The following is a 12,670-nucleotide window of genomic DNA, read 5'->3' on the forward strand; positions in this document are numbered from 1 at the left end:
CGACGGCTTCATCAACCGCCTCTACCTCACCACCCTGGGCCGCACCCCCTCCAACACCGACCGCGCCTTCTGGGTCAGCCAACTCACCACCTCCACCCACGGCGCCGTCGGCCGCGCCATCTACCAATCCGACGAAAGCCGCAACGCCCGCCTCACCACCCTCACCCAGCGCTACCTCCAACGCGATCTCGACCCCTTGCACGCCAGGTACTGGCGGGCGGTGCTGGCCGCCAACGACGGCAACGACATCGCCGCCGCCACCGCGCTCGCCTCACTCCCCGACTACCGCACCACCGCCCAGACCCGCTTCTAGCGACCGGAAGAGGTCCCCCGGGCAACAGGACCCAACGGCCTGACGATGGCACGCAGGTCAGGGCAGGGGAATCAGTGTGCCTGCCCCAGGGTCAGGGCAGGCATACCCAGGTGAACCGATGGCTCCGGGGGTGGGGCTCGAACCCACGACAAGCTGATTAACAGTCAGCTGCTCTGCCAGCTGAGCTACCCCGGAAGGAAACGGTCACGGTAGCAGAGCCCCTTGGGACCACCGAGACGGATCGGACGGCCCGGCGGGGTGGCCGATCAGTCGGCGTCGAGGTAGTCGCGGAGCTTCTGGCTGCGGTGCGGGTGGCGCAGCTTGGCCAGGGTCTTGGACTCGATCTGGCGGATGCGCTCGCGGGTGACGCCGAACTCCCGGCCCACCTCCTCGAGGGTGCGGGACTGGCCGTCCTCCAGCCCGAAGCGGAGCCGCACCACCTGTTGCTCGCGCTCGTTCAGCTCGCTCATGGCCTCGACCACGGCGTCGACCAGCATGGTGCGGGCCGCGGCGTCGGCCGGGGCCTCGGCCTGCATGTCCTCGATGAAGTCGGACAGGTTGGAGTCGTCGGTCTCCCCCACCGGGGAGTCGAGCGACAGCGGGTCCTGGGCGATGCGCAGGATCTCCCGCACCCGCGACGGCAGCATGTCCACCTTGACCGCCAGCTCCTCGACGGTGGGCTCCCGCTCCAGCTCCTGGAGCATCTGGCGCTGGATGCGGTGCACCTTGTTGATGGACTCGACCATGTGCACCGGGATGCGGATGGTGCGGGACTGATCGGCGATGGCCCGGGTGATGGCCTGGCGGATCCACCAGGTGGCGTAGGTGGAGAACTTGAAGCCCTTGGTCCAGTCGAACTTCTCCACGGCCCGCATGAGGCCGAGGTTGCCCTCCTGGATCAGGTCGAGGAGCTGCATGCCCCGGCCCACGTAGCGCTTGGCCACCGACACCACCAGCCGCAGGTTGGCCTGGATGAGCTGCGACTTGGCCTGCTCGCCGTCGCGGCAGATCCGCTCCAGGCGGCGGCGCTCGGCGAAGGCCAGGGAGTCGAGGCCGTCGGCGGCCGACAGGTCGGCCAGGCGCTCGGCGGCGTCGGCCCCGGCCTCGATGCGCTGGGCCAGGTCGACCTCCTGGGGACCGTTGAGCAGCGGCACCCGGCCGATCTCGCGCAGGTAGATGCGGACCGAGTCGCCCGAACCACCCGCCGACTTCTCCCCCACCGTGATGCGGGGCGGCCGGCGGTTCCCGGCCGACGGGGCGGGCCGGGGCCGGCTGTCGAGCACCCGGCGGGGGGCGCCCGGGACCGGCGGGGCGACCGGAGCCGTGGCCGGGCCCGGCACCAGGGGGGGCAGCGACGGCGCCGGCGGGGCGACGGCAAGCGGGACGCCCCCGTGCGCGTCCTCCGCCTCCGCCTCCGGAGCGGGGTGTGGCGGAACTGCGCCGTCGGCGTCGGTCATGCCCTCTCCTCTGCCCTCTCGGCCAACCAACCTAGCAACTCATCCTCCACCTCACGCTCGGGGCGGGCGTCGAGGCGCACCGCGTCGAGCCGGTTGAGGAGCCAGGCGATCACCGGGTTGAGGGCCTCGGCCTCGGCGTCGGGGTCGGCGGCGGCCCGGATCCGGCGGCGGAGGCGCTCCACCTCGCGCTGGCCCTCGAGCCGCAGGAGCTGCCGGCGCACGTCGGGCGGCTCCCCCGGGTCGTCCTCGGCGGCCAGGCGCTGGAGCAACTCGGCCGCCCCCGGGTCGGCGGAGTCGACGGCGGCGTGGAGGTCGCCGCCGGCGTCGCGCAGGGCCCGGAAGGCCAGGGCGTGGCGCTCGTCGGAGAACAGCACCTCGTGCAGGAGGGGCAGCATGTCGGCGCTGCGCTCGCCGTCGACGGCGAGGCGGAGGGCCGAGGTCTCGGGCCGGTCCCCCGAGGCCACCCGCCGGGGCGCCGCCGGGGGCCGGACCGCGGGGCGGGCGCCGGTGCGCAGCGAGGCCCGCAGGCGCTCGATGTCGACCTGGCAGTGGTCCGACACCTGCATGAGGTACTGGTCGCGCACCAGCTCGCTGGGGTGCTCGCGGATGACGGCCAGAGCCGCCTCGGCGGTGCGGGCCCGGCCCTCGGGCGTGGTGGTGCTGCCCCCGCCCAGGGCCCGGGCCACGCGGAAGCCCAGGAACGGCCGGGTGTCGGCCACCGCGGCCCGCAGCCGCTCGGGATCGCTGCCAGCCAGGTCACCGGGGTCCTGGCCGGCGGGCAGGTCGGCCACCGTGACCTCCAGCTCGTGGCGCTGCTCCCACTCGTAGAACCGCTCGGCCGCGGCCTCGCCCGCCCCGTCGGGATCGAAGGCCAGCACCACTCGGCGGGCGAAGCGCTTGAGCAGCCGGACGTGCTCCTCGGTGAGGGCGGTGCCGCAGGTGGCCACGGCCCGGGGCACGCCCACCCGGGCGAAGCCGATGACGTCGGTGTAGCCCTCGCACACGATGACCTCGTCCGCCTTCACCACCGGGTCCTTGGCCCAGTTGAGGCCGTAGAGGACCTTGCTCTTGTCGTAGAGCGGGGTCTGGGCCGTGTTGCGGTACTTGGGCCCGTCGACCCCGGGCAGGATGCGGCCCCCGAAGCCGATGGCGTTGTCCTGCGGGTCGAAGATGGGGAACAGGACCCGGCCCCGGAAGAAGTCCTGCTGGATGCCGGCCCGGTTGACGAACCCCAGGCCCGAGTCGGCCAGCACCTTGCTGTCGATGGCCAGGTGGCGGGCCAGCAGGTCCCACCCGTCGGGGGCCCAACCGATGCGGTACCGCCGGACGGTCTCGCCGTCGAAGCCGCGCTGGCGCAGGTAGGCCCGGGCCGCCCCGGCATCGGGTCCGGTGAGCAGCCGCTGGTGGTACCACTCGACGGCCCGGCCCAGGATCTCGGTCAGGGCGGTGCGCCGCTTGCGGCTCTCGCCCTGGTCGCGGTCGGTGTAGCGCAGGGTGATGCCGGCGTGGCCGGCCAGCCACTCCACCGCCCCCACGAAGTCCAGGTGCTGGAGCTCCTGGACCAGCTTGATGGTGTCGCCCTTGGCCTGGCAGCCAAAGCAGTTGCCGGTGAGGATGTTGTCCTCGAGGGCGAAGGAGTGGGTACCGGGCACGGTGGCACAGAACACCTCCTCGACCCGGTCGGTGGGCTCGACGGAGCGGACCACCCACCCCCGGCGCACCCACCGCTTCTCGGCCTTGGCGAAGCGCTCGCGATGCTCGTCGATCAGGAAGAACCGTTCGTCGAGGTCCTCGTTGATGAAGTGGATGCGGAAGAGGGACGAGTCCTCCTGGCCCAGCCCCCGGCGCACCTGTTCGGTGATGCCGTAGGTGCCGACGCCGAGGCGCGTGCACAGGAGGCGAACGAACTCCAGGTCCTCCCTCCGGGCGCTGTTGAGGCTGCACGTCCCGTCCTTGGCCACGTGCCCGTCGGCGGCGATGTAGCCGGCCAGCCACCCCGCCAGGTACGACGCGCTCTCATCCAGGGACGGCCGCTCCTTGAAGAAGAGGGGCAGGTCGAGGATCCGGGTGTAGGCCGCCCCGTTCGCCCTCGTCATCTCGTACCGGCGGTTCTCCGGGAACCAGCGCAGGAGCTGCCGGTCCTTCTCGCCGTGGAGGTCGAGAGCGACCCCGGGGCCGAACCGGGACCCGTCGCCGTAGGTGATGCCGTGGGCGATGCCGAAGGGCGACAGGCCCTTGATGAGGCGGGCCCGGTTGGGAGGGAACGTCCACGTCAACCCGTCGCCCGACCGGAGCTCCGCCGTGGTGCGCTCGTGCCGCTGCCGCCGCGACCCCCGGACGAACCAGCGGTGCTCCGGCGTGGCATGGAGCACCTTGACCTGGCGGTTCCTCGTCAGGGTCACCCGTAGGAGGGGCTGCACGCCGAAGGACCGGAACGGGGCGTCGACCCACTGGCCCTTCTCGGTGAGCACCCGGTGGGTCGCTCCGGCGAGGTCGCGGATCTCCCGCACGCCCTCCCACGTGATCACCCGGGTCTCGCCGGCCAGGCAGTACCAAAGGCCTTGCTCGGCGTTGACCGAGAAGGACGGGGTCCTCTCGCCGTGGAACGGGCACAGGCCGGTCCAGCGCCGGCCCACCCGCTTGAGCTGCATGAACTGGCTGGCCACGGCCACGATGTCGCTGCGCTCGCGGACGGTGACGATGTCCTCGTCGACGATGCCCATCAGGCGCCCCCCGGCCCACCGGGGGGCGACGACACGGCGGGGGCGACCACCCCGGGACGGTACCAGTGCCCTGCGACACCCCCGACGGGGCGGGGCCGGCTAGTCCACGGAGGTGTCGGAGGGGTCCTGGGGGTCGCCGATCCGGCTGGGCTCGACCTCGTCGGGGTCCCGCGGGTCGCGCTTGTCGGCTCGCAGCGAGGCCACGATGGTGACGGTCAGGATGCCCACGATGACCCCGAGGGACACCGCGGTCGGGAAGTGGAAGTCCTCGGTCGGGAAGTCGATGGCCTCGCCGGTGAAGGTGAGGATCATCTTCACCCCCACGAAGCCCAGGATGGCGCCCAAGCCGTAGTTGAGGTAGCGGAACTTGTCCTGCATGCCGTTGAGGCAGAAGAACAGGGCCCGCAGGCCCAGGATGGCGAAGGCGTTGGACGAGAACACGATGAAGGTCTCGTTGGCCACGCCGAAGATGGCCGGCACCGAGTCGACCGCGAACACCACGTCGGTGGTCTCGACCATGACCAGCACCGCGAACAGCGGGGTGGCCAGGCGCTTGCCGTTCTCGCGGGTGAACAGGCGCTGCCCGTCGTACTCGTTGGTCGACGGCACCACCTTGCGCACCGCCCGCAGCACCACGCTCTTCTCCGGGTCGACCTCGGTCTCGCCGTGGAAGGCGATCTTCTGGGCCGTGTAGATGAGGATGGCCCCGAACACCAGCAGGGTGACGGAGAAGGCGTTGATGAGGGCCGAGCCGGCGAAGATGAAGGCGGCTCGCAGCACCAGGGCGCCGAAGATCCCCCAGAACAGGGTGCGGAACTGGTACTTGGGCGGCACCGAGAAGTAGCCGAAGATCACCGCCCACACGAACACGTTGTCGATGGAGAGGCTCTTCTCCAGCAGGAAGCCGGAGATGTACTCCCCGGCCGCCTTGGCCCCCACGTCGACACCGTGGGCCCCGTCCGGCCCCACGCCCGACGTCTTGCCGAGGTAGTACACGACGCCGGTGAAGGCGATGCCGATGGAGATCCAGATGGCGCTCTCGATCGCCGCTTCCTTGAACGAGATCTCGTGCGGCTTGCGGTGGACGACCAGGAGGTCGAACACCAGCAGGAAGGCGATGAACAGGACCAGCGCCCCCCACTCCCACGGGTGGATGTCGAGGTTCACGAACCGATCGGTCGAGCCCTCGCTGGCGGCGAGGATGAGGGCGTTCATGGGGGCAGCGGTCTCCGGCTGATCAACGGGGGGCGTCTTCAGCCTGAGTCTCTCCACCCCCCGGCGCACATCGCACCGGGAGGCCGGCCGCCCCGGGTGGCCTGGGCCACCGTGCTGACGTCACGGCCGTGTCGGATACTCCCTCAGACCGCGGCAATCTACCTGGGCCCGGGTCACCACCGGGCATCTGCACCGATCAGAGGGCGAGCCGGGCCCTGACGTGGTCCACCAGGCCGTCGAGGGGGATCCGCTCCTGCTCCATGGTGTCCCGGTCGCGGACGGTGACCGCCCCGTCGTCGACGGACTCGAAGTCGTAGGTGACGCACAGGGGGGTGCCCAGCTCGTCCTGGCGCCGGTAGCGGCGGCCGATGGCCTGGGTCTCGTCGTAGTCGCACATCCAGTGCTCGGCCAGGCTCGCGTACACGTCCCGGGCCGGCCCGGTCAGCTCGACCTTCTTGGACAGCGGGAGGACGGCCACCTTGTAGGGGGCCAGGCGGGGGTGGAGGCGGAGCACGACGCGGGTCTCGCCCCGCACCTCCTCGGTGTCGTAGGCGGCGAGGAGGAAGGCGAAGGCGGCCCGGGTGACCCCGGCCGCGGGCTCGATCACGTGCGGCGTGTAGCGCTCGCCGGTGGCCTGGTCGAAGTAGTCGAGCTTCTCCCCCGAGGCGGCGGCGTGGGCCGAGAGGTCGAAGTCACCCCGGTTGGCGATGCCCTCCAGCTCGTCCCACCCCCACGGGAACAGGAACTCCACGTCGCTGGTGCCCGACGAGTAGTGGCTCAGCTCGTCGGCGTCGTGGGGCCGGAGGCGCAGCTTGTCCTCGGGCATCCCCAGGTCGAGGTACCACTGGAACCGCTCCCGGCACCAGAACTCGTACCAGTCGGCGGCCTCGGCCGGCGGGACGAAGAACTCCATCTCCATCTGCTCGAACTCGCGGGTACGGAACACGAAGTTGCCCGGCGTGATCTCGTTGCGGAACGACTTGCCCATCTGGGCGATGCCGAACGGCGGCTTCTTGCGGGCCGTGGTCATCACCTGGGTGAAGTCCACGAACATGCCCTGGGCCGTCTCGGGCCGGAGGTAGGCGGTGGCCCCGGCGTCGGCCACCGGGCCGGCCTGGGTGGAGAACATGAGGTTGAACTGGCGGGCTTCGGTGAAGGAGCCCCGCTCCCCGCAGCTCGGGCACTGGTCGGGGTCGTCCAGCTTGTCCAGGCGGAACCGCTCCTTGCAGTTGGTGCAGTCGACCAGCGGGTCGGTGAAGTTCTGGAGGTGGCCCGAGGCCTCCCAGATGGCCGGGGGGGACAGGATGGCTGCGTCCAGGCCCACCACGTCGTGGCGCAGCTGCACCATGGAGCGCCACCAGGCGTCCTTCACGTTGCGCAGCAGGAGCACGCCCACGGGCCCGTAGTCGTAGGTGGAGCGGAAGCCGCCGTAGATCTCCGCCGACGGGAAGGCGAAGCCCCGCCGCTTGCTCAGGTTGACGATGGTGTCGAACAGGGCCGGGTCGGCGTCGGGGGTGCGGTCGGTGGCCATGGCCGGCGAGCGTACCGGGGTGGCCCCCGCCCCTCGGCCCCCGTTGGCGGCCCGGGCGGGTGGTCTACGGTCGCGCCCCGTGGCCGACCTGTTCAGCATCGAGGGGAAGACCGCCCTTGTCACCGGGGGCACCCGGGGCATCGGCCTGATGATCGCCCGGGGGTTCGTGGAGGCCGGCGCCTCGGTGTGGATCTCCAGCCGCAAGGCCGAGGTGTGCGAGGAGGTGGCGGCCGAGCTGTCGCAGGTCGGGTCGTGCCGGGCCGTCCCCGCCGACCTGTCTCGGGAGGACGAGTGCCGGCGGCTGGTCGAGGCGGTGGGGGCCGAGGTCGACGCGCTCCACGTCCTGGTCAACAACGCCGGGGCCACCTGGGGAGCGCCGCTGGCCGACTTCGACGACGCGGCGTGGGACCGCACCCTCGACCTCAACGTCAAGGGCGTGTTCCACACCACCAAGTTCGCCCTCCCCCTCCTGGAGGCGGCGGCCACCGACGACGACCCGGCCCGGGTGATCAACATCGGCTCCATCGACGGCATCCAGGTGCCCATCCTGGAGACGTACTCCTACTCGGCCAGCAAGGCGGCCGTGCACCAGCTGACCCGGCACCTGGCCCGCCGGCTGGCCCCCCGGATCACGGTGAACGCCATCGCCCCGGGCCCGTTCGAGTCCAAGATGATGGCCGCCACCCTGGCCGCCGCCGGCGACCAGATCGCGGCCTCGGCCCCGCTGCAGCGGATCGGCCGGCCCGACGACATGGCCGGCGCGGCCATCTTCCTGGCCTCCCGGGCCGCCTCGTACGTGACCGGGGCGGTGCTGCCCGTCGACGGCGGCATCGCCACCTGCAAGTAGGACCCCATGAGCGACGACGACACCTCCGCCTGGCGCCCCGACGACGAGCCCCCGGCCGGCCCCCCACCCACCCCCGAGGACGCCACCCGGGCCTGGGCCACCGGCGAGCCGGCTCCGGACCAGCCCGCGGACGCCACCCAGGCCTGGCGCCCCGAGGGAGGCGCCCCCGCCACCCCGCCCCTGGGCACGCCCCCGGCCGGGCCGGCCGACGACGCCACCCAGGTCCTGCCGGTCGCCGGAGCCGGAGCGGCGGCGGGCGCCGCCGCGGGCGCGGCCTACGGGTCGGGGGCGCCGGCCACCGGTGGCTACGTCCCGCCCGAGGAGCCGCGCCGCGGCCGCGGCGCGCTGATCGCCGTCATCGTCGTGGTCGTGCTGGCCCTCCTGGCCGTGATCGCGGTGGTGGCCCTGGCCGGCGGCGACGACGACGGGCCCGAGCCGGTGACCACCCTGGGCACCCTCCCGGAGACCACCACCACCACGGCGTCGACCACCGCGCCGTCCTCGTCGAGCTCGACGTCCAGCAGCTCCTCCTCGACGACCAGCACGTCGAGCAGCACCACGTCGACCTCCACCACCACGTCGACGTCGACGACCACCTCGACCACCACCACGTCGACGACCACCACGACCACCAGCCCGCCCCCCACCGACCCCGAGCGGCCCCGCCCGCCCGGCGTGTAGGGCCGACCGGTGACCGACACCGCCGTGCGCCCCTACGACCTGCTGGACCCCGCCTTCTACGGCGACCTCGACGGCATGCACGCCGCCTTCCGGTGGATGCGGGCCAACCAGCCCGTCTACCGGGACGAGGCCAACGGCCTGTGGGGAGTGACCCGTCACGCCGATGTCCTCGACGTGGAGCGGCGGGCCGACGTGTTCTGCTCGGGCCGGGGCTACCGCTCCCACCACGAGCCCGACGAGGACAACATGATCGCCCAGGACGACCCCGGGCACCTGGAGCAGCGCCGCCTGGTCAACCGCCGCTTCACCCCCCGGGGCGTCTCGGTCCAGGAGCCCTACCTGCGGGCCCTGGTCGACGAGCTGCTGGAGGGGGCGCTGGCCGGCGGCTCCATGGAGGTGGTGGGCGAGCTGGCCGCTCCCCTGCCGGCCCGGCTCACCGCCCACCTGCTGGGCTTCGACGAGAGCCACTGGCCGGCCATCAAGACCTGGTCGGAGCGGCTCATGCGCTACGACCAGATCGACACCGACCAGGCCGCGGCCGACGACTTCCTGCTGGCCATCCTGGAGTTCGCCCCGGTGCTGAACGAGGCCCTGGAGGCCCGGCGCCACCAACCGGCCGACGACCTGGTGACCGACTGGGCCCAGGCCACCGTGGGCGGCTGCCCCATGAGCCAGGGCATGCTCATCAACGAGACCGGCCTGGTCATCTCGGGCGGGGCGGAGACGACCCGCACCGCCATCAGCCGGGGCCTGGCCGCCTTCTGCGACCACCCCGACCAGTGGGAGGCCATGGCCGCGGATCCCGCCCTGGTGCCGGGGGCGGTGGAGGAGGTCATCCGCTGGGTCACGCCGCTCAACAACTTCTTCCGGACCGCCACCCGCGACGACCACATCGGCGACCAGCCGGTGGCCGAGGGCGACCGGGTGGCCCTCCTCTACCCGGCGGCCAACCGGGACGAGGCCGCCTTCACCGACCCCGACACCTTCGACATCACCCGCGACCCCAACCCGCACGTGGCCTTCGGCCGGGGCACCCACTTCTGCCTGGGCGCCAACCTGGCCCGGCTGGAGCTGACCCTCCTGTTCGAGGAGCTGAGCCGGCGCATCACCGATCTGCGGGTGGCCACGCCGCCGCTGATCGAGCCCAACATCTTCGTGGGTGCGGTGCAGCGCTTCGAGCTGGCCTTCACCCTCCGCTGAGGCCCGTGGCCCTCAGTGCCCCCGGGCGATCCAGCGGTCCAGGTCGGGGGCCTCCTCGCCGATGGTGGTCTCATCGCCGTGGCCGGTGTGGACCACGGTCTCGTCCTCCAGCGGCAGCAGCCGGTCCCGGATCGAGTCGATGATGGTGGCGAAGCTGGAGAAGGAGCGGCCGGTGGCCCCCGGCCCGCCCTTGAACAGGGTGTCGCCCGAGAACAGGACCCGGCCGGCGTGGTCGTGCAGGGAGCAGCCGCCGGGGCTGTGGCCCGGGGTGTGGATCACCTTCAGCTTGCGGCCCGCGACCGCGATGACCTGGCCATCGTGCAGGGAGGCGTCCACCGGCCGCCGGGGGTGCACCTGCTCCCACAGCATGGTGTCGGAGGGGTGCAGCCAGACCGGGGCCCCCACCGCGTCGGCCAGGGCCGGGGCCGCGTTGACGTGGTCGTTGTGGCCGTGGGTGCAGACCACCGCCACCACGGCCCGGCCGGCCACGCCCTCCACGATGGGCTCATGGTCGTGGGCGGCGTCGATGACCACGCACTCGGCGTCGTCGCCCACGATCCAGACGTTGTTGTCGACGTCGAAGTCCTGGCCGTCGAGGGAGAAGGTCCCCGAGGTGACGACCTTGTCGATCCGGGGTCCGGTGGGGGCCGCCATCAACCCTCCCCTCCCAGCACCACCACGGAGCGGAGGACCTCGCCCCGCTCCATCTTCCCGAACGCCTCCTCGACCTGGTCGAGGGCGATGGTCTCGCTGACGAAGGCGTCGAGGTCGAGCCGGCCCTGCAGGTAGAGGTCGACGTAGCGGGGGAAGTCGCGGCTGGGCAGGCAGTCGCCGTACCACGAGGGCTTGAGGGCCCCGCCCCGCCCGAAGAAGTCGATCATGGGGATGTCGATGCGCATCTCGGGTTCGGGCACGCCCACCTGGACCAGGGTGCCGGCCAGGTCGCGGGCGTGGAAGGCCTGCTCGAACACCCCGGGGTGGCCCACCGCCTCCACCACCACGTCGGCCCCCACCCCCCCGGTGAGGTCGCGGACCGCCTCGACCGGGTCGGTGGCCGAGGCGTCGACGGTGTGGGTGGCGCCGAAGCCCTCGGCCAGCTCCAGCTTCCGGGGGTCGAGGTCGACGGCGATGACGGTGGTGGCCCCGGCCAGGCGGGCCCCGGCGATGGCGGCGTCGCCCACCCCCCCGCACCCGAACACGGCCACCGAGTCGCCCGGCCCGACCCCGCCGGTGTTGATGGCCGCCCCCAGCCCGGCCATGACCCCGCAGCCCAGCAGGCCGACGGCCTCGGGGCGGGCCCGGGGGTCGACCTTGGTGGCCTGCCCGGCAGCCACCAGGGTCTTCTCGGCGAAGGCGCCGATGCCCAGGGCGGGGGTCAGGGCCACCCCGTCGAGGGTCATCTTCTGGGTGGCGTTGTGGGTGGCGAAGCAGTACTGGGGCCGGCCCCGGCGGCAGGCCCGGCACGTGCCGCACACCGCCCGCCAGTTGAGGACGACGGTGTCGCCGGGGACCAGGTCGGTGACGTCGTCGCCCACCGCCTCCACCACGCCGGCCGCCTCGTGGCCCAGCAGGAAGGGGAAGTCGTCGTTGATGGCGCCCTCCCGGTAGTGCAGGTCGGTGTGGCACACCCCGCAGGACCGCACCCGGACCAGGGCCTCGCCGGGGCCGGGGTCGGGCACGGAGATGGTGGCCACCTGCACCGGCTCGCCCTTGGCCGCCGCCACCACCGCTCGCACGTCGTGCGCCATCACTGGTCCTTCGTCCGGGGGCGTGTCGGGCGACACCGTACCGAGGGGCGGTGGGCCCCGCTGCGTGTAAGGAGTGCTTGACACCGCCGCGGAGGAGGGGCGATCATCTGGGCGATGCTCGTGTGCCACTGCCGGGCGGTGAACCACCGCCAGATCGAGGCCGCTGCCCTCTGCGGCGCCTCCTGCGTGCGCGACATCGTCTCGGCCTGCGGCGCCGGGGGCGTGTGCGGGGGCTGCCGTCCGGCCATCGAGGAGATCCTGAGCGAGATCCCGACCCCCCTGCCCCAGCGCAGCCGGGTTGCCGTCGCCTGACAAGGGGCCTGCACAGCGCACCGCCGGGTGCCCCGCGCCCCGCGACGAGAGGCACCCCACACACGCGTTCGGTCGGCCATGATGGGCGGAGCCACCCGCCCCGGCCCTGGCCGGAGCCACCGAGAGGACCGTCATGCAGGGTGATCCCGCCATCATCGAGATCCTGAACGAGGTGCTCACCGCCGAGCTCACCGCGGTCAACCAGTACTGGGTCCACCACCGCATGCTCGACAACTGGGGCCTGCGCCGGCTGGCCGATCACGCCCGCCACGAGTCGATCGACGAGATGAAGGACGCCGACCGGGTCATCGAGCGCATCCTCTTCCTCGAGGGCGTGCCCAACATGCAGCGGCTCAACCCGGTGCGGGTGGGCGAGACGGTGCCCGAGCAGCTGGCCGCCGACATGGCCGTCGAGCAGGCCGCCGTCGAGCGGTACAACCGGGGCATCGCCCTGTGCGTCGAGAAGGGCGACAACGGCACCCGGGCCCTGTTCGAGAAGCACCTGGTGGGCGAGGAGGAGCACCTGGACTGGATCGAGGCCCAGCTCGGGCTCATCCAGGCCGTCGGCCTCGAGCGCTACCTGGCCCAGCAGCTCCACGACGGCGACTGAGGCGGCGATCCCCGGGGGGTGTGGCCCCCCCTT

12 protein-coding genes and 1 tRNA gene are annotated in these 12,670 nt (G+C 72.4%); 6 read left to right on the forward strand and 7 right to left on the reverse strand.

Annotation, left to right across the window (positions count from 1 at the left end; all coding sequences use genetic code 11):
* On the forward strand, window positions 1-313 hold a 313-nt coding region (locus tag VEW93_03085), incomplete at its 5' end, for a hypothetical protein (protein HYI60771.1).
* 119 nt (window positions 314-432) lie between these two features.
* Here the strand turns inward: VEW93_03085 and VEW93_03090 are convergent.
* The 5 genes from VEW93_03090 to VEW93_03110 all read right to left on the reverse strand — a co-directional run bounded on the left by VEW93_03090 (window position 433) and on the right by VEW93_03110 (window position 7,239).
* Window positions 433-508: transfer RNA gene (locus tag VEW93_03090), tRNA-Asn, on the reverse strand.
* Between the two features lie 71 nt (window positions 509-579).
* Entirely contained in the window at window positions 580-1,770 is a 1,191-nt protein-coding gene (gene rpoD / locus VEW93_03095) for an RNA polymerase sigma factor RpoD (GenBank protein ID HYI60772.1), read from the reverse strand.
* The gene (dnaG, locus tag VEW93_03100; GenBank protein HYI60773.1) at window positions 1,767-4,493 is read right to left on the reverse strand and encodes a DNA primase; all 2,727 of its coding nucleotides are present in this window, start codon (window positions 4,491-4,493) and stop codon (window positions 1,767-1,769) included. The genes rpoD and dnaG overlap by 4 nt, the downstream gene beginning before the upstream one ends.
* 99 nt (window positions 4,494-4,592) lie before the next feature.
* Window positions 4,593-5,708, reverse strand: coding sequence for a TerC family protein (locus VEW93_03105; GenBank protein HYI60774.1), 1,116 nt, complete (start codon window positions 5,706-5,708; stop codon window positions 4,593-4,595).
* A gap of 196 nt (window positions 5,709-5,904) precedes the next feature.
* Entirely contained in the window at window positions 5,905-7,239 is a 1,335-nt protein-coding gene (locus VEW93_03110) for a glycine--tRNA ligase (protein HYI60775.1), read from the reverse strand.
* Window positions 7,240-7,318: 79 nt separating this feature from the next.
* Here VEW93_03110 and VEW93_03115 point away from each other — a divergent pair, with 79 nt between their 5' ends.
* Genes VEW93_03115 through VEW93_03125 form a run of 3 tightly spaced genes read left to right on the forward strand, consistent with a single transcriptional unit; the run spans window position 7,319 to window position 9,967 of the window.
* Window positions 7,319-8,086, forward strand: a complete 768-nt coding sequence (locus VEW93_03115; protein HYI60776.1) for a glucose 1-dehydrogenase — start codon at window positions 7,319-7,321, stop codon at window positions 8,084-8,086.
* Window positions 8,087-8,092: 6 nt separating this feature from the next.
* On the forward strand, window positions 8,093-8,767 hold the full coding sequence (locus VEW93_03120; protein HYI60777.1) for a hypothetical protein: 675 nt from the start codon (window positions 8,093-8,095) through the stop codon (window positions 8,765-8,767).
* 9 nt (window positions 8,768-8,776) lie between these two features.
* Window positions 8,777-9,967: a cytochrome P450 gene (locus tag VEW93_03125; protein HYI60778.1), complete on the forward strand. Its 1,191-nt coding sequence runs from the start codon at window positions 8,777-8,779 to the stop codon at window positions 9,965-9,967.
* A gap of 12 nt (window positions 9,968-9,979) precedes the next feature.
* Here the strand turns inward: VEW93_03125 and VEW93_03130 are convergent, their stop codons facing one another.
* Complete coding sequence (locus VEW93_03130) at window positions 9,980-10,621, reverse strand: MBL fold metallo-hydrolase (protein HYI60779.1); 642 nt, start codon at window positions 10,619-10,621, stop codon at window positions 9,980-9,982.
* Window positions 10,621-11,715, reverse strand: coding sequence for an S-(hydroxymethyl)mycothiol dehydrogenase (locus VEW93_03135; GenBank protein HYI60780.1), 1,095 nt, complete (start codon window positions 11,713-11,715; stop codon window positions 10,621-10,623). The genes VEW93_03130 and VEW93_03135 overlap by 1 nt, the downstream gene beginning before the upstream one ends.
* Window positions 11,716-11,829: 114 nt before the next feature.
* Here VEW93_03135 and VEW93_03140 point away from each other — a divergent pair, with 114 nt between their 5' ends.
* A complete protein-coding gene (locus tag VEW93_03140) occupies window positions 11,830-12,027 on the forward strand; it encodes a (2Fe-2S)-binding protein (protein HYI60781.1) in 198 nt (65 codons plus the stop codon).
* Between the two features lie 133 nt (window positions 12,028-12,160).
* Complete coding sequence (bfr, locus tag VEW93_03145) at window positions 12,161-12,637, forward strand: bacterioferritin (protein ID HYI60782.1); 477 nt, start codon at window positions 12,161-12,163, stop codon at window positions 12,635-12,637.
* The last annotated feature ends 33 nt before the right edge of the window (window positions 12,638-12,670 follow it).

The organism is Acidimicrobiales bacterium (genome assembly GCA_035630295.1).
Taxonomy (GTDB): Bacteria; Actinomycetota; Acidimicrobiia; order Acidimicrobiales; family Iamiaceae; genus Iamia.